This window comes from Lacipirellulaceae bacterium (assembly GCA_040218535.1).
In the GTDB taxonomy this organism is placed as follows: domain Bacteria; phylum Planctomycetota; class Planctomycetia; order Pirellulales; family Lacipirellulaceae; genus Adhaeretor.
The window spans coordinates 634,532-654,917 of the sequence record JAVJRG010000012.1 but is presented as its reverse complement, the minus strand read 5'-3'; the positions used below and the strand labels follow the sequence as shown (position 1 = coordinate 654,917).

Here is a 20,386-nt window from a genome sequence, read left to right as displayed (position 1 = left end):
CGTTTTTGTGTGGCTGGCCCCCTTTTGATGCATATTCAATACGCTCACTACAGTTTGATCGAATCCCTTTCCCGCCAGGCGGCCCGAACCCGGGCCGCCTGAACGCGGGTTGCCGCGCTATTGCCACAGCTAGTTGGTAATGCGCGTCGGCCAGCGTTACCCCGCTCATAAGGAGCCCTCCCCAGCGAGAATCATGGCAACTGCCCTTGGTGACCCAGCCAGGTAGTTTGCGGTGCGTTGCGGCGAGAGCGACTTACACCACTCCACATTCATTAGACGACGGAGTATTTGGCTCTATGGCAGTCACGGAAACACGCCGCTTAGTTACCCCTGAGATTCGCCAGTTCGGCAGCGGAAGAGAAGCTTTCGCCATCCCTGATCTGACCGAGATTCAAACCGAAAGCTACGAACGTTTTCTCCAGTACAACAACGGTTCAAACGCCAAGCGCAAGATCGATGGCTTGGAATCCGTACTGCAGGAAATCTTTCCGATCGAGAGCTACGACAAGACCATCCAACTTGAGTATCTCCGTTACGAACTCGGCAAGCCCCGTTACACAACGGATGAATGCCGTCAGTTGCGGCTGACTTACGGTCGGCCTTTCCGCATCTGGTTGCGTTTGGTCAAGGATGAGCCGATCGAGGAAGAAGTGTACCTAGGCGACCTGCCCATCATGCTCGGTGGTGGCGAGTTCATCATCAACGGTGCTGAGCGTGTCGTGGTCAGTCAGTTGCATCGCAGCCCTGGCATCGACTTCGTGTCGGAGCTCGACGCAGGCGATCGCCGCCTCCACAGTTGCCGCGTGATCCCTGAGCGTGGGAGCTGGATCGAGCTGAACACGACGAAGAAGGATTCGATCACCGTTCGCATCGATCAAAGCGGCAAGTTCTCGGCCATCACGCTGTTGCGCGCGATGACGCCCGACATGGGGATGGACTCCGACATTCTTCGCACCTTCTACGACGTTAGCAAAGAGAAAGTTGCTGACGGTCGCAGCGCGACGAAGATCGAAAACAAGATCGCCGTTGAGGATGTCGTCTACCCCGTCGGTAGCGAGCGAGCTGGCGAGATCATTATCGAAGCCGGCCAGCGGATCACCAAGAACACGGCAGAGATCATCTGCACTTCAGATGTGAAGACGATCGAGGTGATGGATCCGCCGCCAACGCCGCACCTCTTGAACGCGATGGCCGACGATAATACGTCGAGCCACGAAGAGGCTCTGTTGCGGATCTACCAACGCCTCCGTCCGGGCAACCCTCCGCAGTTGGAAAAAGCTCGCACACTGTTTAACGAGAAGTTCTTCGACTCGAACCGTTACCGTCTTGGTCAAGTTGGTCGCTTCCGCATCAACCGCAAGCTCGGTCTGGAAGTCTCCGAGAACGAGATGGTTCTTCGCCAGGAAGACATCATCGCCTCGTTGCAATACCTGCTAAAACTCGTGGCGAGCGATCCCGAGGCATACGTTGACGACATCGATCACCTCGGCAACCGTCGTCTACGCACGATCGATGAGTTGGCTTGCGACGAAATCCGCAAAGGCTTCTTGAAGCTCCGCCGTACGGTGCAGGAGCGGATGAGTCTCAAGGATGCTGAGGACATGACTCCTCGCAGCTTGATCAATCCGAAGAGCATCAGTGCAGCGATCGAATACTTCTTCGGTCGCGGCGAGTTGTCGCAAGTGGTTGACCAGACGAACCCACTCTCGATGCTCACGCACGAGCGTCGTCTGTCTGCACTTGGCCCCGGTGGTTTGAATCGGAAGCGTGCGGGATTTGAAGTTCGCGACGTTCACATTTCCCACTACGGTCGTATCTGCCCGATTGAGACCCCCGAAGGCACAAACATCGGCTTGATTTCAAGCCTCGCGATGTACGCGACCGTCGACGACTACGGCTTCCTTGTCACGCCTTACCGTGTGGTGAAGAACAAGAAGCTGACCGACGAAGTGGTTTGGCTTCGTGCGGATCAAGAGTCCGATGCTTATGTGGCTTCGGCCGACGTACCGGTTAAAGATGGCAAGATCGACGGCGATACGGTGGTTGCTCGTTACCGTAGCGACTTCGTACTCGTGCCCACGGACAAGATCGAGTACACCGATGTAGCACCTAGCCAGATGATTGGCGTTTCGGCCGGCCTGATTCCATTCCTTGAGCACGACGACGCCAACCGTGCGTTGATGGGCTCGAACATGCAGCGACAAGCCGTGCCGCTGTTGGTTGCTGAACCTCCTGTGGTTGGCACCGGCTTGGAAACCGACGTCGCCCGTCACTCGGGCATGATTGCCCGTGCTGGACACAAAGGCACGGTGACCTACGTGGATGCGAACCGCATCGAGATCGGTCCCGAAGTCCACCACATGCGTAAATTTGTTGGCCTCAACGAGCGAACCTGCCAAAACCAAAAGCCTATCGTCAAACCAGGCGACAAGGTTGAGAAGGGCGACATCATTGCCGATGGTGCTGCGACCTTCCAGGGTGATTTGGCCTTGGGTCGCAACGTGTTGGTCGCCTTTATGAGCTACATGGGCTACAACTTCGAGGACGCGATTATCATCTCTGAGGAGTTGGTTCACAACGACACGTACACTTCGATCCACATTGAAGAGTTCGACGTCGAGATTCGCGAAACCAAGCTCGGCCGCGAGGAGTTCACTCGCGACATCCCCAACGTCAGCGAGAAGGCTCTTCGCAATCTTGACGAGACCGGTATCGTGCAAATCGGCACCTATGTCCAGCCTGGCGATATTCTTGTCGGTAAGGTTTCGCCGAAGAGCAAAACCGAACTGACCCCTGAAGAGAAACTGCTTCACGCGATCTTCGGACGTGCTGGTGAGGACGTGAAGAACGACTCCTTGGAAGTCCCCTCGGGCGTCGAAGGTATTGTCATCGACACGCAGAAGTTCTCTCGTCGAATGAGCCTATCGGAAGACGAACGCAAGTTGTTCGAGAAGTCGCTGAAAGATGCGGAGAAGGAAAGCAACGAAGCAATCGCTGCCGCCTTCACGGACATGGTGACGCAAATCGAAAGCGTGCTGTCCAAGAAGCTCACCGACGAGGATGGCAATGAGATCGTCCACAACCAAGAGCCGCAATTCGTGGCCGATCAGGCGGTGGCGTTCAAGCTCGAAGCACTCGACATCCGCAGCGAAGCACGCCAGAAAGAGGTGCAGTCGCTCCATCGTCAGCTTTGGCCTGCTGTGGAAGAGGCCATTGATGCTCGCGATCGCAAGCTTAACTCCATGAAGCGTGGTGACGAGCTTCGCAGCGGTGTGCTGCAAATGGTGAAGGTCTACATTGCCACCAAGCGGGTGATTTCCGTCGGTGACAAGATGGCTGGCCGCCACGGAAACAAGGGTGTCATTTCTAAGATCCTACCGATCGAAGATATGCCCTTCCTGGAAGACGGCACGCCAATCCAGATCATGCTCAACCCGCTGGGTGTTCCTAGCCGTATGAACGTGGGTCAGATCCTCGAAACCCACCTCGGTTGGGCCGGTGCAAAGCTTGGCTTCCGTGCGATCACCCCTGTGTTCGATGGTGCTGAAGAAGAGCAGATTAACGATGCCCTCGACGAAGCAGGTCTCCCGCGTCACGGTAAGGCACGCTTGTTGGATGGACGCACGGGTGAGCCGTTCGAGCAGGAGACGACCGTCGGTTACATCTACATGCTCAAGTTGCATCACTTGGTCGACGACAAAGTGCACGCACGTAGTACCGGTCCTTACTCGTTGATCACCCAACAACCGCTCGGCGGTAAGGCTCGCTTCGGTGGCCAACGCTTCGGAGAGATGGAAGTTTGGGCGCTCGAAGCCTACGGTGCTGCCTACATCTTGCAAGAACTCTTGACCGTCAAGAGCGACGATGTCGAAGGTCGCACAAAGATTTACGAATCGATGGTCAAGGGAGAGAACACCCTGCAGGCCGGCACGCCAGCAAGCTTCGATGTGTTGACCAACGAAATTCGCGGTCTTGGTTTGAACATGCAGCTTGAGAAACGAACTCTCTAAGCACTGCTAACATAATATTTTTCACCACAGAGAACACGGAGGACACAGAGTCTAGTCGAGAGATACTTGCGAATTGCTTCTCTCCGTGATCTCCATGTCCTTAGTGGTTCAAAAAACATATCGGCGACGTCATCCCCGCTAGGCGAAGTCAGGAGAACTGAATGAGCATTCTTGAAGGTGCAAACTACGATCGCGTGAACGACTACGGATCGGTCAAAATTAGCTTGGCTCGTCCGCACGACATTCGTAGTTGGTCGTTCGGTGAAGTGAAGAAGCCGGAGACGATCAACTACCGAACGTACCGCCCTGAAAAGGACGGTCTGTTCTGCGAGCGTATCTTCGGCCCTGAAAAGGACTGGGAATGTGCCTGCGGTAAGTACCGCGGCATGAAGTACAAGGGCATGATCTGCGACCGCTGCGGCGTGAAAGTCACGCACAGCCGTGTGCGTCGTAAGCGAATGGGCCACATCGAGTTGGCCGCACCGATCGTGCACATCTGGTTCTTCAAGGCGATGCCTTCACGCTTGGGCTCGCTCCTGGCGATGAAGACCACTTCGCTCGAGAAGGTGATCTACTTCCAGGATTACGTCGTCTGCGATGCGGGCGACACGCCGTTGGAAGCGGGTCAACTGCTTACCGAAGAAGAGTTCCGCGCCGCTCGTGAAGAGTACGGGGAAGGCGCGTTCGACGCCGACATGGGTGCCGAAGCGATTCGCAAGCTGCTCGCCGGACTTGATCTCGTTTCCTTGAGCGAACAGCTTCGCCAGGAATTGAAAGAGACAGGCTCGAAGCAAAAGGCGAAGGACTATATCAGCCGCTTGAAGACCGTTGAATCGATCCGCGACTCGGACAACAAGCCGGAGTGGATGGTTCTCGATGTGATCCCCGTGATCCCGCCTGACTTACGCCCGCTTGTGTTGTTGGACTCTGGCAACTTTGCGACGAGCGATTTGAACGACCTGTATCGCCGTATCATCAACCGCAACAACCGTCTCAAGAAGCTGGTCGACTTGAACGCTCCTGAGGTGATCATTCGCAACGAGAAGCGAATGCTCCAGCAGTCGGTCGATGCACTATTCGACAACAACCGCTGCAAGCGACCCGTGCTTGGTTCTTCGAACCGTCCGCTCAAGTCGCTTACCGACATGATCAAAGGTAAGCAGGGTCGCTTCCGCGAAAACCTGCTTGGCAAGCGCGTCGACTACTCGGCCCGTTCGGTGATCGTGGTCGGTCCGCGACTCAAGCTGCACCAATGCGGCCTGCCCAAGAAAATCGCCCTGGAGCTCTACCAGCCGTTCATCATTCGTCGCCTGAAAGAACTCGGCCACGCCGATACGATCAAGTCGGCGAAGAAGATGCTCGAGCGCAAGGATGAAGAGGTTTGGGATATCCTCGAAGAGGTGATCACGAATCATCCCGTGTTGCTCAACCGTGCCCCAACGCTTCACCGTATGGGTATCCAAGCGTTCGAGCCAACGCTCGTCGAGGGGAACGCAATCAACCTGCATCCGCTCGTCTGTAAGGGCTTCAACGCCGACTTCGATGGCGATCAGATGGCGGTCCACCTGCCACTGTCGATTGAAGCTCAGGTTGAAGCTCATACGCTGATGATGAGCACCCATAACATCTTCAGCCCGTCGAATGGTGCCCCGATTATTAGCCCGTCGCAAGACGTGGTGATGGGTAGCTACTACCTGACGATGAATGTCCCCGACAACGTCGGCGATGGCATGGCATTCAGCTCGCCTGAGGAAGTCGAAACCGCCTACGCCGCCGGCAAAGTTGTCACGCATTCGAAGATCAAACTTCGTCTGCCCGAGAATCGTTGCCTCCGCGAAGACTTTGATCGCAAGGAGACGGAGTCTGGCAAGCGGATCGAGACGACCGTTGGTCGCGTGATGTTTAACGCGATCCTGCCTGAAGGCATGCCGTTCTATAATGTCGCCTTGCGTTCGAGCGAACTCGCCAAGGTGATTAGCGACTGTTACGAATTCCTTGGGCGTCGCCAAACGATAGAGTTGCTCGACGACATGAACCAGCTTGGCTTCCGTCAAAGCACGCTCAGCGGTCTTTCCTTCGGCACCGACGACCTCATTACGCCGGAAACGAAGACCAAGATCATCGGCGATGCCGAGAAGCAGGTTCTCAAGTTCAACAAGCTGTTCCAACGTGGTGTGATCACCGAACTAGAACGCTACAACTCGGTGCTTGACGCTTGGACGCATGCCCGCGAGCAAATCACCGCGGAAATGATGACCGGCCTCGAGAACGACTTCCGTACCGATGGCTACGTCAATCCGATCTACTTGATGGCTCACTCCGGTGCCCGTGGTGGTGTCGAGCAGATGCGTCAGCTTGGCGGTATGCGTGGTCTGATGGCCAAGCCGTCCGGAAAGATCATCGAGACGCCGATTAAAGCGAACTTCCGCGAAGGCCTGACTGTGCTGGAGTACTTCAGCTCGACCCACGGTGCACGTAAGGGTCTGGCGGACACGGCACTCAAGACGGCTGACAGTGGTTACCTCACGCGTAAGCTGGCCGACGTCGCCCAAAACGTGGTCATCACCATGGACGACTGCGGCACGACCAAGGGCATCACCAAGGGAATCATTTACCGTGGTGAGAAGGTCGAGGTAAGCCTCGCTGACTCGATCCGTGGTCGCGTGAGTCGCTCGAACATTGTCAACCCGATCACCGACGAGAAGATCGTTGCTGAAAATGGCATGATCACCGGTGAAGCGGCTCGCAAGATCGAGGAGCTGGGCTTGGAGAAGATCCAGGTACGCAGTCCGATGACATGCGATGCGAAGCTCGGCATTTGCCGCACCTGCTACGGCATGGATATGTCGACCGGTTCGATGGTCGAAGAAGGAATGGCCGTCGGTATCATCGGTGCCCAGAGTATTGGTGAGCCGGGAACCCAGCTCACGATGCGGACCTTCCACATCGGTGGTACCGGTCAGCACAATGTTGAGGACTCCGACATCAAAGCGAAGATCGGCGGTATCGTGAAGACGGCTCGCTTGAAAGTCGTGACCAACGATTCGGGCAAACAAGTTGTTCTTTCGCGCAACGGCGAGATCGCTCTTGTCGATGAAAAAGGTCGCGAGGTGGAGAAGTACGAAGTCCCCACCGGTGCGATTTTGCAGGCGGGCGAGAACGACACGATCAAAGCCGGCGGCGTGATCTGCGAGTGGGACCCCCACAGCATTCCGATCATTGCCGAAACGGGTGGTGTGATTCGCTTCGAGGATATGGTCGAAGGCGAAACGATGCGTGGCGAGAAAGACCCCTCGGGTAAACTTCGCTTTGTCATTATGGAGCACAAGGGCGACCTCCATCCGCAGATCATCATCGAAGATCCTGCCGATGGAAAAATCCTTGAGTTCTCCTACATGCCTGAAAAGGCCCACATCGAAGTGGAAGAGGGCCAGACCATTAGCCCAGGCTCGCTCCTGGCGAAAACCCCACGTGAAGCTTCCGGTACGCAAGACATCACGGGCGGTCTGCCTCGTGTCACCGAAATCTTCGAGGCTCGCAAACCGAAAGACCCAGCGGTCATCGCCGAGATCGACGGTGTGGTCGAGCTGCTCAGCGAGAAGAAGCGCGGCAAGCGTTCGATCATCGTCCGCAGCGAAACGGGCGTCGAGCGCGAGCACTTGGTCTCACACTCGAAGCATCTTCGCGTGCATGCTGGTGACACGATTCGTGCTGGCGAAGCGTTGGTTGATGGACCGTTGGTGCCACACGACATTCTTCGCATTTCTGGCGAAGAGGCCGTGCAGCAGTATCTCACCCGCGAGATCCAAAACGTCTATCGCAGCCAACGTGTGGAGATCAACGACAAGCACATCGAAATCATTGTCAGCCAGATGCTTGGCAAGATCATGATCGAATCGCCTGGCGATACCGATCTGCTGCCGGGTGCCGTGATGGATAAGCACGACTTCCGCACCGCCAACGAAGAGCTGGCCGATTGCTTGAAGATTAGCCACAAGGGCGACAGCGATTTTGCCGAAGGCACGATCGTTCCCAAGGACGCCTTGGAGCAAGCTAACGCTCAGATCGAAGCACTCGGTGGCGACATCGCCAAGGGCAAGAAGCCTTCGATGGCAACCGGCAGCACGCAACTGCTTGGTATCACAAAGGCTTCGGTCCAGTCGAGCAGCTTTATCTCCGCCGCAAGCTTCCAAGAGACTACGAAAGTGCTCACCGAGGCAGCGTTGGCAGGCAAGACGGACAACTTGGTCGGCCTCAAGGAGAACGTGATCCTCGGTCACTTGATCCCCGCGGGTACCGGTTTCCACACGGTGCAGGATTCGGAAGTACGTATCCAACCAGCCGCCCTGGAAGCCTTGGCTGCCGAGAAAGAAAGCATCTTGGAACGTTCGTTCCCGCTGTTGGACAGCGCGTTGCAGGAGCAAAGTGCTTCCAATGGCGAAAGTGCTCCAGCCGACTCGCCGTTGCCTGAATCAGCTCCAAGCCTCGATGCATTGCTCGGCGGTGAAGACGCTGCCGCTGAAGAGAAGCCACCCGAAACTGGCGACGAAGCCTAAAAAGACCTGCGTTTCTAGCCCATTGTCCTACGGCAGTGGGTGCGATACACTGTGAGGTTCCACTGATAAAGCTGCTCCGACAGAGGGGCAGCAGCCTGTGAAAGATATTAGATACCTATGCCAACGATCAACCAACTCGTCCGGAAGAACCGCAAGAAGAAGCGGAAGTTCAGCAAGTCACCCGTGCTGGAGCGCTGCCCGCAAAAGCGTGGCGTCTGCCTCCAGGTTCGGACCATGACTCCCAAGAAGCCGAACTCCGCACTCCGTAAGATCACGCGTGTCCGGCTATCCAACGGCAAGGAAGTGACGGTCTACATCCCCGGCGAAGGCCATACCCTGCAGGAACACAGCATCGTGCTGGTCCGCGGCGGACGTGTCCGCGACCTTCCTGGTGTGCGTTACCAAGTGGTCCGTGGTGCCTTGGATACCCTGGGCGTCAACGGCAGAAAACAATCCCGCAGCCGCTACGGCGCGAAGAAGGGGCAGTAAAAGGCTCTTGGCTAATGGCTGTTAGCTTTTAGCTGAAGACGCTCTTTCCATTTCATTTTTGTAGAAACGAATATCGCTATAAGGCCAAAAGCCAATAGCCAACAGCCGAAAGCCAACTCATGGCCCGCATTACCGCAAGTCGCAAACAACTTAAGCCTGATCCGGTTCACGATTCGCTACTCGCTGCGAAGTTCATCAATTGCCTCATGCTCGATGGCAAGAAAGCCACCGCGCAGAAGGTGTTCTACGATGCTCTCGACATGCTGAAAGAGCGGATCGACGACGTCGAACCGATCGAAGCGTTCACCCAAGCGGTTGAGAACGTAAAGCCGTCGATCGAAGTGCGATCGAAGCGTGTTGGTGGTGCTGCTTACCAGGTGCCGATGCAGGTGAATCGCTCCCGCCAGCAAGCACTCGCCTTCCGCTGGATTCTGGCCGCCGTCCGCGACAAGAAGGGCCGCCCCACGGCACTTAAGCTCGCCGACGAACTGACCGCAGCCTACAATCGCGAAGGCGCCGCGATGACCAAACGCGAAAACGTCCACCGAATGGCCGACGCGAACAAGGCGTTTGCTCACTTCGGTTGGTAAGAAGAGATCAATCCAACGCCGCGCTTCTAACATAAGCGCGGCGTTTTTTGTTGCGCTAACTATATTCTGTCATTCCGACGGGAGGCTCGCCGACCGAGGAATCCGGTTTGAAGAAATGTTGAGTCAACAACAGCGCAAACCGGATTCCTCCGTCGCTGAGACGACTGTCGGAATGACATGAACACAAGTCTTCGCTTCGCGTCATACAACAAACCATGCCCACTGACCTAACCAAACTCCGTAACCTCGGCATCATCGCCCACATCGATGCCGGCAAGACAACCGTCACCGAACGGATGCTGTACGTCTCCGGGGCGAAGCATCGCGCCGGTGAGGTCGATCGCGGCACCACGACGACCGACGACGATGCCGAAGAGGCGGAACGAGGGATCACGATTTACTCCGCTTGTGTGGCGTTCCCCTGGAACGACGTGCAAATCAACCTGATCGACACACCAGGTCACGTTGATTTCACGGCGGAAGTCGAACGCAGCCTGCGAGTTCTCGATGGGGCGGTGATTGTCTTCAGCGCGCGTGAGGGCGTTGAAGCACAGAGCGAAACCGTCTGGCGGCAAGCCGATAAGTACGGCGTCCCCCGACTGGCGTTCATTAACAAGCTCGACCGCGAAGGGGCCGACTTTGAGGCAGTGCTAGCAGAGATCAAAGAGCGATTGAACGCCACGCCGGTCGCCCTGCAAATTCCCGTGGGACTAGGCCCCGCACACGTGGACGATCCGTTCCGGGGGATCATCGATCTCGTCACGATGAAGATGCTCACCTTCCCCGCAGGGAAGGAAGGCCGCGAAGTGGTGACCGCGGACATCCCCGAAGATCTGCAGGTGAATGCCTCGCTCTACCGCGAGCAGATGATCGAGGACCTCTGCAACTACAGCAACAAGCTCATGGAGTTGGCTCTCGAAGAGGCGGATATCCCTGAAAAGCTGTTGCATGAAGTCATCCGCGACGCGACGGTTCATCGGCAGATTCAGCCGTTGCTGTGTGGTTCCGCCCTTCATGGTGTTGGCATCCAGCCATTGCTCGACGCGGTGGCGGCTTACTTGCCTAATCCGCTGGAAATGCCGCCGGTTGAAGGTGTCGATCCGAGCGGTAAGGCGAAGGGGAAGAAAGGCGGAAAGCGGAAGGGTGAGGGCGGAGAAGAAAACGAGGACCAACTTCCAGCAATTATCCGCAAGCCCGATCCCAAGGAGCCTTTTTGCGGTTTGGTCTTCAAGATCTTGCCCTATAAGACGGGCGACCTTTACTGGGTGCGGATCTACTCGGGAACGCTCAAAGGCAACAGCCGCGTTTTGAATCCTGGGAAAGACACGAAGGAAAACGTCGCTCAACTTTGGAAGATCCACGCCAGCAAAAAAGACGAGCAGCTTGAGTCTGCTCAAGCGGGCGACATCGTCGGTATTATCGGACTGCGCGAATCGGTCACCGGCGACACACTTTGCGACACGCGCGATCCCATTCTCTTAGAATCGATCGAATTCCCTGAGACGGTCATCTCGATGGCGATCGAGCCGGAGAGCACCACCGACAAGAAGAAGTTGGCCGAAGCCTTGGAAATGCTTCGCAAGCAAGACCCAACGTTCACCGCCGATGAGAACGAGGAAATCGGCCAGACCCTCATCAGCGGCATGGGCGAGCTGCACCTGGAGGTGATCCAGCACCGTCTCGAACGCGACTTCAAGCTGAACGTCAAAGTCCACAACCCACGGGTTAGCTACCGTGAAACGATTGCTGGCCCGGCCGAAGTCGAGGTGGACGTGAATCGTTTGATCAACGGCGTTCCCCATGCGGCCAAGTTAAAACTGTCCGTCGAGCCGATGGAATCCGCCACTGGAGTGGTCGTTGGTAATTCGCTCGATCACGGGTTGCCTAATGAAATGCTCACGGTCGTTCTCGAAGAACTCGAAAACGCAGGGCAAGGCGGCGGCACGCTCGGCTTCCCGCTGATGCGTATCAAGACGCGGCTCCTCTCGGGGGAAATGCATGAGACTGACAGCACCGAGATCGCCTTCCGCACAGCCGCCGCTCAAGCGTTCGACCAAGCGTTACGCAAAGCAGGCACCGTTCTGCTTGAGCCGATCATGCGGCTAGAAATTAGCACACCCGACGAACACGTCGGCGACCTCGTGAGCGACCTCCAACAACGCCGCGCCATCATCCACCAAACCCAACAACGCGGCAGCCTCACGGTCTTGCACGCCGATGCCCCGCTGGCTGAACTGTTCGGCTACTCCAGCGCGATGCGTTCTTCGAGCCAAGGCCGTGCAAGTTGCTCGCTCGAGCCAAATGGATTCGCCCCGGCTCCGCCGGACGTGATGGGGCGGTTCATGTAAGGCAGAGCAGTTGTCCCTACTGCTTTTTGTGTTTGGCATATGCTGGTGGTTCTCAAAACAGTTGGGACAACTGTTCAACACTAGACTGGCCGGATTGCCTGCTGCTAGCAAGCTTCATTGGAACCTAAGACAGCCGTTTCGGCTTGCCACAGTAGCGCGTGACTCTTATAGTCCGCCACCCCACTGTGGTGGTGTGCATTCTGTTTCGTGGTGACCGGTGTCTGTGAAGAACTCGAACTCGTTAACGGCTTCAGCTTTATGGCAGCACTGCCTTGCAGTGGTTCTCACACTTATTCTGGTGAATACCCGTTCGTCGCATGCCCAATACCCTCAACAGTCGGTGCCACCAGTCGCGCAAAGCGATGCAGCCGTGCCCACGGAGCAATACTTCGCCGTAGCGGACGATCTCAACGCAACGGTCACGCCGACGGCTTACTCACAGCACCAGGCACAGCAGTCGATCGTTTATGTGACTGAACATCCAAGTGCCGTGCGAAGCCGAGAGCATTGGTTCCGCGCCGGTTACGTGGCTTGGTGGACGGATGGCTTGGATTTGCCGCCGTTGCTTACGACGAGCGACCCCACGGTGCCGATTGGTGACGCTGGGGTACTCGGTTTTCCGACGACTTCAGTCCTCTTAGGCGATGAATCCTTTGCTGAGTCAGCCCGTCACGGCTATCGGCTGACAAGCTACGACGAGTGGTCGGTCGCGAATCAATTTGGTCTTCAAGTCGACGTTCTGGGTTTTGGAGAACAAGATGGAACGGAGGAAATCCTCCGACTTGATGGAAGCAGTGTACTGGCAGTGCCCTTCTATGACGTTTCGAGCGATGAAGAAAGCTCCGTCGTGTTGGCTTATCCGGGCGCGAGGGTCGGAGGTGCCAAGGCTGTTTCGCAGAGTTTCTTTAGCCTCATTGGATTGGCGATACGACAGAACCTGTTTGATCGGCTCGAAACGGTGGAAACCGGAAATCGGTTTGACATCTATGCTGGCTACCGATTCGGTGGACTGAATGAGCGGTTTGAGTATGTCACCGCAGCGTTCTTCAATGGTCCGCCGCTAATGGGTATCGAGCAGTGGGATTCGTTCCAAGCGAAAAACCTCTTCCACGGAGTCGATCTGGGCTTGGTGCGTTCTTGGAATCGCGATCGCTGGACCTTCGAGTTGGAGGGACGTACCGCCATCGGCTCAAACCGCCGCCGAGCGATTGTTGAAGGCAGGACGGGCGTTGGCACGGCGGCCACGTTTCCTACTGGAGCGACTTTCGACGACGTAGGACTCTTCGGGGCCTCGACCAACAGCGGCTTGTTTCGCGACACCATCTTCAGCATGCAGGGCGAGTTCGCCGCGCGGGTGCGTTGGCAAATGGTGGATTGGCTCAGTGCATCGGTCGGCTATTCTTTGTTCTACTGGAGCAACGTGACCCGCCCGGCCGACTTGATCGACCGCGGCTTGAACCCCGACGGTTTCGCCTTCGGCAGCTCACCCCCCGCAGGAGCCCAGCGTCCTGCTTTCCGGTGGCGCGAATCCGACTTCTGGGCCCAAGGTTTGCAAGTAGGGGTTGAGGCTCGGTGGTAGTTTCCAAGACCGAACCTTACCGACGACTAACCGACCCAGTCAATTCTCCGACGAGCCCCACAGTATTAGGAAGGTGGGCCTGCGGCTGCCTCTGATTTGTTTGGCCGGTTTCGTCGCCGCCACAGCACAAACCCTGGCAGCAATGCCAGCACCACGAATACGCTCAATCCCTAGATGCGCGGGTAGTTCAACTGCGGTTCGGTCAGCGCGTCGAGCGTCCCCGGCGGAATCACTTCGCCGCCGTTGGCGGTGAGCAGTGCTTGGGCGAGTCCTTCGTCCAGCGGAACTCTAAGGAAGCGGACTGAGCCGTCACAGAACGCTACATGAATTCCACGAAACTCACGATAGGCTTTGTAGAGAAAGTGGCCTTCATTCCAGTGGTAGTGGGCGAAACGTTCGTCATCAATGCTAGTCAGCAGATCGATCGCCTCTTCAAAACTCAGATCATGAGGCTCTGCCCAGCCGCAGGCGATGTTCGCTGCTTCTAGAAGAGAATCGTTTCACTCTCGCGGTCACCGATCTCGTTAACCTTAGTACCTTCAGGGTTCGACCAAGCGGTGTCTGGCCCTGTGATCGCGAAGTAACTTGTATGGGGTCCGGTTGTGGAGGAAGCCAATGAGTCGCTAGGGCAGCAGAAGTAGCCAACGCGCTTCTTAGAATGAGCTAAGTTGGCAACGTCCGTATAAGGAAGATCTTTTCGCCACAGTTCCCAGGTTTTCTCTTCCTCGAAGAATGGCAGAGCGTTAACGCGCCATGAGTAGAGCGGCAGTTTGCTAGAATCCGTCGCCACTGTGGGAGGAAACCTACCGTTGGCTACTCGGTAGTCTCGAAGTGCTAAAGCGAGCTGTCGCATGTGGTTCCCACACACCTTGCTAGCTCCCGAGTGATGAGCGAGGTCGCGTGGTACGTTGATCGAAACTGCAAGGCTAATGAGGCTGAGAAAGGCCAGGCAAGAACTCAACAGCCTACCAACAAGACGCTCGTTGGGAATCCAGTAAGAAGACAGTAGACCCAATACAATCAGAATCCCCCACCCCCCAAACACCGCCATCCCCGCCGCCAGCAGGGCGAAGACGTACAGCACCGTGAGGAGGCGGAATCGCATGGTGGAAGCCTCTGAAAAGGTCGACCTTTCAAGCTGAGCTCCGGCGGCTCGTAGAGCCGCGGCTACTGGGGAGTTCGAGTACCTTCACTAGGAGAAGCTGAGAGCCGACCGCTGAAAGCTACCCCTACTTCACCTCGTCCCGTGCTGCCTCAACCGCTTCGTTGATCGCACGCACGGGGCCCCAATCTTCCTTGTAGTTGACCATTGCTAGGGCGAGCGGCTCGCCGGCACCGTAGGCTTCGATCAGCGGCGTCCCCTCGACCTGGAAGTCGGCGACTGCTTCGCGAATGGCATCGCGGAGCTCGGGCTTGAGGTTGTAGACGTAACCTAGCACGCCGGGCGGGAAGGGTTTCGATTCGTGAATCACGCGGACGCTTCCTTCTTCGATTTCTCCACCGGCGATCATGCGGTCGAGAATGTCGCTCGCTACGGCTGCCGCTTCGAACTTGCCATCAGCAATGCCTTTGATTGAGTTTTCGTGCCCGTAGGAGAATCCCCACTTGTAGTCGCGCTCGGGCTGCATGTCGTGTTCATCCAGCAGCAGCGCAAGTGCTGCCTTGTAACCACTGTTGGAACGCGGTCGGGTGAACGTCACGCGCTTGCCGCGCAGCTGCTCGACTTTCTCGATCTTGCTGTCGGCGGGGACGATGATCTTCATCGTGTAGCTGTAGTTGCCTTCCGCGTCGGCGAAGCAGCAAAGCGGGGTGAAGCCGCTTTTGTTCACCGCGGTGGGCACGGCACCCGTACCGAAAGCGGTAATGTGAAGGCTGCCGTCCTTGAGTGCCCGGAGCTGTTCGTTCACGTCATTAAAGTGAACGTATTTCACCGGCTTGTTGGTCGCTTTGGAGAGGGCGTCCGTGAAGGCTTTCCAGTTTTGCTCTTCAGTCGCTTCATCGCCCGCTTCGGCCAGCGATGCATAGTAAGAGAACACCAGCTCCTCAGGGTCTTGCAGCTTCTCAGCATCCTCAGGCGGGTCAGCCAGCAGGTCTTCGTCGGCGTCTTGAAAGTCCTTCGCTAAGGCGTTGGCAGATTCCGTACCGAGAAGATTTCGCACGGTGTTCTGCTGGGTATTCGCTTCCGCAGCTTGTTGTTGGCCGTCCCAGTATGACTTCACGCCCCAGGCGATCGCGGCGGCGGGCACAGCGATCAGAAGGATTCGCAGGAGCGAGAAACTCTTTTGTTCAGGTGCATCAGACATAACTCATTCCCAGAGATAGCAATGCGGCGGCTGAGAAGAAACCAGATTCGGTTAAACATAGGCGTTCTGATCCCCGTTCTCAAGCGTTTTCATGTGAAGAGATCGTCAAGATCATGCCTTCGAGCCCTGCAGAGGAAGTGGTCTAATAGGTAACGGTCAGGCAGGCCACCATTAGATGAAAATCGACGAGGGGAGAATCTTCCGTGCGTGCACTACTTTTCTGCTGCGTGCTAGTTGTTCCATTCAATTTCCTGTTATCGAGCCCAGCCGCTCTAGGGCAAGCGGTTGCGCCCCCTGAGCAGACCACGACGGACGAGTCAGCGAGCGAGGAAACCGAAGAGGCTAACGAACAAGACAATGATGGGGACGCCGCGGATGGGAATGACAATTCCGATGAGGATGCATCCACGGGCGACAACCAAGAGAACAGCGACAAGCAAACCGAAGAAGACAACGCTAACGCCGATGATGTCGACTCCCTTAAAATGGCCGACCCGCCTGAGGATGTGAACGAAGCACTCAGTAAAGTTTGGAAAAGCGTCTGGGAAATGTGGAACAGTTTTCTCGGTCGCCTGCCGTTGTTCATTCTGGCGTTTGCCGTCCTGGTGCTGACTTGGTTCATCGCCTCGCTAGCGCAGCGACTTGCCCGAAGAATGCTCCGTGGCGTGAGTATCCGCGGCAGCCTCAAGGACCTGATTCGCCAGTTCCTTTACATCGGTATCTGGATTGCCGGTTTGACGGTTGCTGCGGGGGTGATCTTTCCGGGGCTCAACGCGGCGAAGATTCTTACAGTGCTGGGCCTCAGTTCGATCGCTGTCGGTTTCGCGTTTAAGGACATTGTCGAGAACTTCTTCGCCGGCATCCTCATTCTGTGGGGATTCCCCTTCGAGACGGGCGACTTCATTGAATGCAACGGCATCAAAGGCAAGGTCGAGGACACGACGATACGCATGACCACGATTCGCCAGGTCGATGGCCAACTGATCGTCGTGCCCAATGCCCAGTTGTTTAAGAATGCCGTCTACGTAATCACCAGCCAACGGTATCGCCGGACGACAATCATCGCAGGCGTGGCGTACGACGAGGACGTTGATCAGTGTCGCGAGATCATCACTAAGGCAGTCGAGTCCTGTGAGTCGGTTACCAAAGAAAAACCGATCCAAATATTCGCCCAAGAATTCGGCGCGTCGAGCATCAACTTCGAAGTGACCTGGTGGACTGGATCGACGCCGGTAGCAGAACGCAAAAGCCGCGACGAAGTTGTCGCCGCCGTAAAGCGTGCCCTTGATGATGCCGGCGTTGAGATTCCGTTCCCCTATCGCACGTTGACCTTCAAAGAGCCATTGCCGATTCAGAAAGAAGAGGCGATCTCCTAAGCCGCGAGGCGACTGACATCTGTCGGATCAACGCAGGGGAGTATCCGTCAACCCAATGACTTGCTCTTCTCCGTCGCACAACGGCTTCGATTGACTTGGGTCCGCCAGTACCTCGGCGAGCGATGTATTGGCGAAGGCACGTTCGACCTCAGCCATGGCATTGTCGAGCCGTCGGTGTAATGGGCAGAGTCGCGTGCCGTGGGTTTTCAAGTCGAGCGGGCAGGTGTGAATGCGCTGCAGAGGATCGACCGCGTTGACCACGTCGAGGATGGTGACTGTTTCTGGTGATCCGATCAACGCGACACCACCGCCTGCCCCGCGTTGTGACTTCACCAAGCCAGCTTTCGAAAGCCCCTGGATGATCTTCGCTAGGTAGGCAGCAGGCACTTGAGTGACTTTTGCCAGCTCCGCGGTCGTGCAACTGGCAGGAGTTTCCGCTGCCAGATGGACCATTGCCCGGAGGGCATACTCGACCGATTGGGAAAGCATGTTCAGACTCGTCGAAGAGCAGACTGAATTGGATGTTGACATCCAATTCAGCCGAGACTAGATTTGGGGTTAATTGGATGATCTCATCCAATTTAGTTCGCAAGGCACGTTCTGGCGAGCCAGTCCCTCGCAAATCCCTTGATTTCTCGGATGATTTCCATGCAAAAGATTGACGAGCCCAGACTCGAATTGGACCTTGGGTACCGTTTTGAGTATCTAGCCGGCTTCATCGGCTTTGGTGAAGACGACATCTCTGCCTTGCACGGGGCAGCCCAGGCGCTGGCTCCATTGGTGCCTGGGCTCGTCGACGCAGTTTACGATAAGCTGTTTCAGCAGGATGCCACCTGGCGGCATTTCGTCCCGAGGCAACATGGATTCGAAGGAGAGACAGCCAGCTCTGTTGAGAATTTGGCGATGGATGCCGCGACGATCGAGTTCCGCAAGCAACACCTCGGTCGTTATTTGGTCAACTTGGTCACGAAGCCTTACGACGGGAGTATGGTTGAGTACCTCGACCGGGTTGGCGCCATGCACACGCCAGGGCAGGGAAGCACGAAGATCAACGTCCCATTGGTGCAGATGAACGCACTGATGGGGTTCGTTGCCGACGCCTTGAATGCCACCATCCTTGGCTTGAATCTTGACCGCGATACCGAAGTGAAGACCTTACGGGCGGTAAGCAAGCTGCTTTGGCTTCAAAATGATTTGATCAACCGTCACTATCTCAACTCGACGACCTAGAAATGCCTAACGGCTTCAAGTCTCTGTTGTGCGTTTTTCTGCTGCTCTGTTGTGCGCGGTGTCCGGTCGTTGGTGCCAATGACGATATTGACCAAGCACCCATCCACTACAGCACTGCGAAAGTCAACGATTCGGTCGCTCAGTTGCAAGCGAGACTCGACGCTGGTGAGGTGAAGCTCCAATGGGATAAGCGGCGGGGCTGGTTACCTTCAGTACTCGAAGAACTAGGCATTTCTCAGCACTCGCAGCTATTGGTGTTCTCCAAGACCAGCCTGCAGGTGCATGAGATCTCGCCGCAGACACCCCGAGCGCTCTATTACAACGACGACGCTTACGTGGGCTACGTGCAGCGGGGCGATATCCTGGAAGTTTCAGCCGTTGATCCGGTGCAGGGGGCAATCTTTTACTCGCTCGAGCAGCGAGAAACCGAACGCCCCAAATTCATCCGCGACACGGGGGCGTGCCTCGCTTGCCATCATGGCGACCGCACGCGGGATGTCCCGGGCTATCTGGTTCGCAGCGTTTTTCCCGATCGCCGGGGCCATCCTTTGTTGTCTCTTGGTTCGGATACCACGGATGCGACGACGCCGCTGGAGAAGCGTTTCGGCGGCTGGTACGTCACTGGCGAGCACGGTCAGATGAGGCACCGCGGCAACGCAACGCTGCTTGATGAAGAGGGCGAAATCGACACTCAGAAGAATTCGAATCTCCTCTCGCTGAAAAAGCGAGTGAGCACACGGGCCTATCTCACGCCGCACAGCGATGTCGTGGCCCTGATGGTCCTTGAACATCAGTCGCAGATGCACAACGCGATCACGCGGGCCTCTTACGAAGCACGGCAGGCGGCTCACTATGATGCCATTTGGAATAAAATCCTGGAGAAGCCAGCGGATCATGTGCATGACGTTTCACAGAGAAGGCTTCGCAAAGCAGCGGAAGAGCTCGTCGAGTGTCTGCTGTTCTCCAGCGAATACCAGCTCGAGTCGCCCGTGGCGGGGACGAGCGATTTTGCCGAGCAGTTCGAGAAGCTCGGCCCGCGGGACGCTCAGGGCCGTACGCTACGAGAGTTCGACTTAAAGACGCGTCTTTTCAAGTATCCGTGCAGCTATCTGATCTATTCCGACTCGTTCGCGGCACTGCCGGAATCAATCCGAACCATCGTCGATCAGCGACTTCACGAGATCCTCAGTGGCGAAGATCAGTCGGAAGCCTTCGCGCACCTCAGTTCAAAGGATCGCCAATCGATTCAGCAAATCCTCGTGGAGACGCTGAAGTCACACGCGGCGTTCGAGTCGCAAACTGAGAATGCCGGCTCTTGAGTAGCGAGGGCAGCAGCCACCCAAGAGCCAGCACAATACTGCCTTTAGCAGTTGCACGATGCAGCAAACTCGTCGGCTTGCTTTTCAGCCTCTTCTTTGGCCAGCCCCATCTTCTGTTGCAGCTTGCCGACGAGTTGGTCCTTCTTGCCGGCGATTTGGTCGAGCTCATCGTCGGTCAGCTCACCCCACTTTTCTTGAGCTTGCCCTTTCACCTCGGTCCATTTCCCTTCGATTTGATCCCAGTTCATTCTGAGTCTCCTTTCGGATTTGAGGAACTAACTTGTTTGCCTAGCAATTCGATGAGCTCATCGCGGCTCAGCGTTTTTGGGTTTCGGATGCCGCTGCGCCGTGCCAATTCAAGCAATTCCTCACGCGTCCAAAGCGGTAAAGGAGCCTTCGGCAAAGCACCTTTTGAATAATCGTTGTACCCTGATAAACGCATCGCCTCTTCCTCGCCGACGCCCCGCGCCAGTAGAGCTTCGAACTTGTCTCGTGTACTTCGGGGTACACTATTTGTGTCCTGGGTTTGCTCCCGTGAGTCGCTCATGAGTAGGCTGGCTCAGGCCTGCAATTGAAAGAAACAAAA

The 20,386-nt window shown here is 56.4% G+C and carries 15 protein-coding genes; 10 read left to right on the top strand and 5 right to left on the bottom strand.

From position 1 onward, the window contains the following. Positions 1–296 precede the first annotated feature (296 nt). The 7 genes from rpoB (at position 297) to RIB44_16750 (ending at position 14,060) form a co-directional block, all read left to right on the top strand. Complete coding sequence (gene rpoB / locus RIB44_16780; GenBank protein ID MEQ8618232.1) at positions 297–4,010, top strand: DNA-directed RNA polymerase subunit beta; 3,714 nt, start codon at positions 297–299, stop codon at positions 4,008–4,010. A 161-nt stretch (positions 4,011–4,171) separates the two neighbouring features. After that, entirely contained in the window at positions 4,172–8,566 is a 4,395-nt protein-coding gene (gene rpoC, locus RIB44_16775) for a DNA-directed RNA polymerase subunit beta' (protein ID MEQ8618231.1), read from the top strand. A gap of 117 nt (positions 8,567–8,683) precedes the next feature. Then, positions 8,684–9,055, top strand: coding sequence for a 30S ribosomal protein S12 (gene rpsL / locus RIB44_16770; protein MEQ8618230.1), 372 nt, complete (start codon positions 8,684–8,686; stop codon positions 9,053–9,055). Between the two features lie 119 nt (positions 9,056–9,174). Beyond that, positions 9,175–9,645 (top strand): 30S ribosomal protein S7, encoded by a 471-nt coding sequence (gene rpsG, locus RIB44_16765; GenBank protein ID MEQ8618229.1) that lies wholly within the window; start codon positions 9,175–9,177, stop codon positions 9,643–9,645. A gap of 215 nt (positions 9,646–9,860) precedes the next feature. Continuing rightward, positions 9,861–11,993: an elongation factor G gene (gene fusA / locus RIB44_16760; GenBank protein MEQ8618228.1), complete on the top strand. Its 2,133-nt coding sequence runs from the start codon at positions 9,861–9,863 to the stop codon at positions 11,991–11,993. Between the two features lie 370 nt (positions 11,994–12,363). Beyond that, positions 12,364–13,572 carry a BBP7 family outer membrane beta-barrel protein gene (locus RIB44_16755; GenBank protein MEQ8618227.1) on the top strand — a complete coding sequence of 403 codons (1,209 nt, stop codon included), beginning with the start codon at positions 12,364–12,366 and terminating at the stop codon, positions 13,570–13,572. A gap of 323 nt (positions 13,573–13,895) precedes the next feature. Next, a complete protein-coding gene (locus RIB44_16750; GenBank protein ID MEQ8618226.1) occupies positions 13,896–14,060 on the top strand; it encodes a hypothetical protein in 165 nt (54 codons plus the stop codon). On the opposite strand, the gene RIB44_16745 is transcribed toward RIB44_16750, so the two are convergent. After that, complete coding sequence (locus RIB44_16745; GenBank protein ID MEQ8618225.1) at positions 14,057–14,677, bottom strand: DUF1559 domain-containing protein; 621 nt, start codon at positions 14,675–14,677, stop codon at positions 14,057–14,059. The genes RIB44_16750 and RIB44_16745 overlap by 4 nt on opposite strands. 124 nt (positions 14,678–14,801) lie before the next feature. Continuing rightward, the gene (gene phnD / locus RIB44_16740; GenBank protein ID MEQ8618224.1) at positions 14,802–15,875 is read right to left on the bottom strand and encodes a phosphate/phosphite/phosphonate ABC transporter substrate-binding protein; all 1,074 of its coding nucleotides are present in this window, start codon (positions 15,873–15,875) and stop codon (positions 14,802–14,804) included. 203 nt (positions 15,876–16,078) lie between these two features. Here phnD and RIB44_16735 point away from each other — a divergent pair, with 203 nt between their 5' ends. Continuing rightward, on the top strand, positions 16,079–17,251 hold the full coding sequence (locus RIB44_16735) for a mechanosensitive ion channel family protein (GenBank protein MEQ8618223.1): 1,173 nt from the start codon (positions 16,079–16,081) through the stop codon (positions 17,249–17,251). A gap of 27 nt (positions 17,252–17,278) precedes the next feature. Here RIB44_16735 and RIB44_16730 read toward each other — a convergent pair whose 3' ends face one another. After that, complete coding sequence (locus RIB44_16730; GenBank protein ID MEQ8618222.1) at positions 17,279–17,740, bottom strand: Rrf2 family transcriptional regulator; 462 nt, start codon at positions 17,738–17,740, stop codon at positions 17,279–17,281. A gap of 159 nt (positions 17,741–17,899) precedes the next feature. Here RIB44_16730 and RIB44_16725 point away from each other — a divergent pair, with 159 nt between their 5' ends. Continuing rightward, positions 17,900–18,481, top strand: coding sequence for a protoglobin family protein (locus RIB44_16725; protein MEQ8618221.1), 582 nt, complete (start codon positions 17,900–17,902; stop codon positions 18,479–18,481). A 2-nt stretch (positions 18,482–18,483) separates the two neighbouring features. Continuing rightward, entirely contained in the window at positions 18,484–19,800 is a 1,317-nt protein-coding gene (locus RIB44_16720) for a hypothetical protein (protein ID MEQ8618220.1), read from the top strand. A 44-nt stretch (positions 19,801–19,844) separates the two neighbouring features. On the opposite strand, the gene RIB44_16715 is transcribed toward RIB44_16720, so the two are convergent. Together RIB44_16715 and RIB44_16710 are read right to left on the bottom strand one after the other, a co-directional pair. Continuing rightward, entirely contained in the window at positions 19,845–20,048 is a 204-nt protein-coding gene (locus tag RIB44_16715; GenBank protein MEQ8618219.1) for a CsbD family protein, read from the bottom strand. Next, a complete protein-coding gene (locus RIB44_16710) occupies positions 20,045–20,347 on the bottom strand; it encodes a hypothetical protein (GenBank protein ID MEQ8618218.1) in 303 nt (100 codons plus the stop codon). Before RIB44_16710 ends, RIB44_16715 begins: the two co-directional genes overlap by 4 nt. Between the last annotated feature and the right edge of the window lie 39 nt (positions 20,348–20,386).

What these genes read in the sequence shown, in the direction of transcription:
- rpsL (MEQ8618230.1), top strand. Translation starts at nt 8,684, where the DNA reads ATGCCAACGATCAACCAACTCGTCCGGAAGAACCGCAAGAAGAAGCGG.
- rpsG (MEQ8618229.1), top strand. Translation starts at nt 9,175, where the DNA reads ATGGCCCGCATTACCGCAAGTCGCAAACAACTTAAGCCTGATCCGGTT.
- rpoC (MEQ8618231.1), top strand. Translation starts at nt 4,172, where the DNA reads ATGAGCATTCTTGAAGGTGCAAACTACGATCGCGTGAACGACTACGGA.
- RIB44_16715 (MEQ8618219.1), bottom strand. Translation starts at nt 20,048, where the DNA reads ATGAACTGGGATCAAATCGAAGGGAAATGGACCGAGGTGAAAGGGCAA.
- RIB44_16730 (MEQ8618222.1), bottom strand. Translation starts at nt 17,740, where the DNA reads ATGCTTTCCCAATCGGTCGAGTATGCCCTCCGGGCAATGGTCCATCTG.
- RIB44_16750 (MEQ8618226.1), top strand. Translation starts at nt 13,896, where the DNA reads ATGAATTCCACGAAACTCACGATAGGCTTTGTAGAGAAAGTGGCCTTC.
- RIB44_16710 (MEQ8618218.1), bottom strand. Translation starts at nt 20,347, where the DNA reads ATGAGCGACTCACGGGAGCAAACCCAGGACACAAATAGTGTACCCCGA.
- rpoB (MEQ8618232.1), top strand. Translation starts at nt 297, where the DNA reads ATGGCAGTCACGGAAACACGCCGCTTAGTTACCCCTGAGATTCGCCAG.
- RIB44_16745 (MEQ8618225.1), bottom strand. Translation starts at nt 14,677, where the DNA reads ATGCGATTCCGCCTCCTCACGGTGCTGTACGTCTTCGCCCTGCTGGCG.
- fusA (MEQ8618228.1), top strand. Translation starts at nt 9,861, where the DNA reads ATGCCCACTGACCTAACCAAACTCCGTAACCTCGGCATCATCGCCCAC.
- phnD (MEQ8618224.1), bottom strand. Translation starts at nt 15,875, where the DNA reads ATGTCTGATGCACCTGAACAAAAGAGTTTCTCGCTCCTGCGAATCCTT.
- RIB44_16720 (MEQ8618220.1), top strand. Translation starts at nt 18,484, where the DNA reads ATGCCTAACGGCTTCAAGTCTCTGTTGTGCGTTTTTCTGCTGCTCTGT.
- RIB44_16725 (MEQ8618221.1), top strand. Translation starts at nt 17,900, where the DNA reads ATGCAAAAGATTGACGAGCCCAGACTCGAATTGGACCTTGGGTACCGT.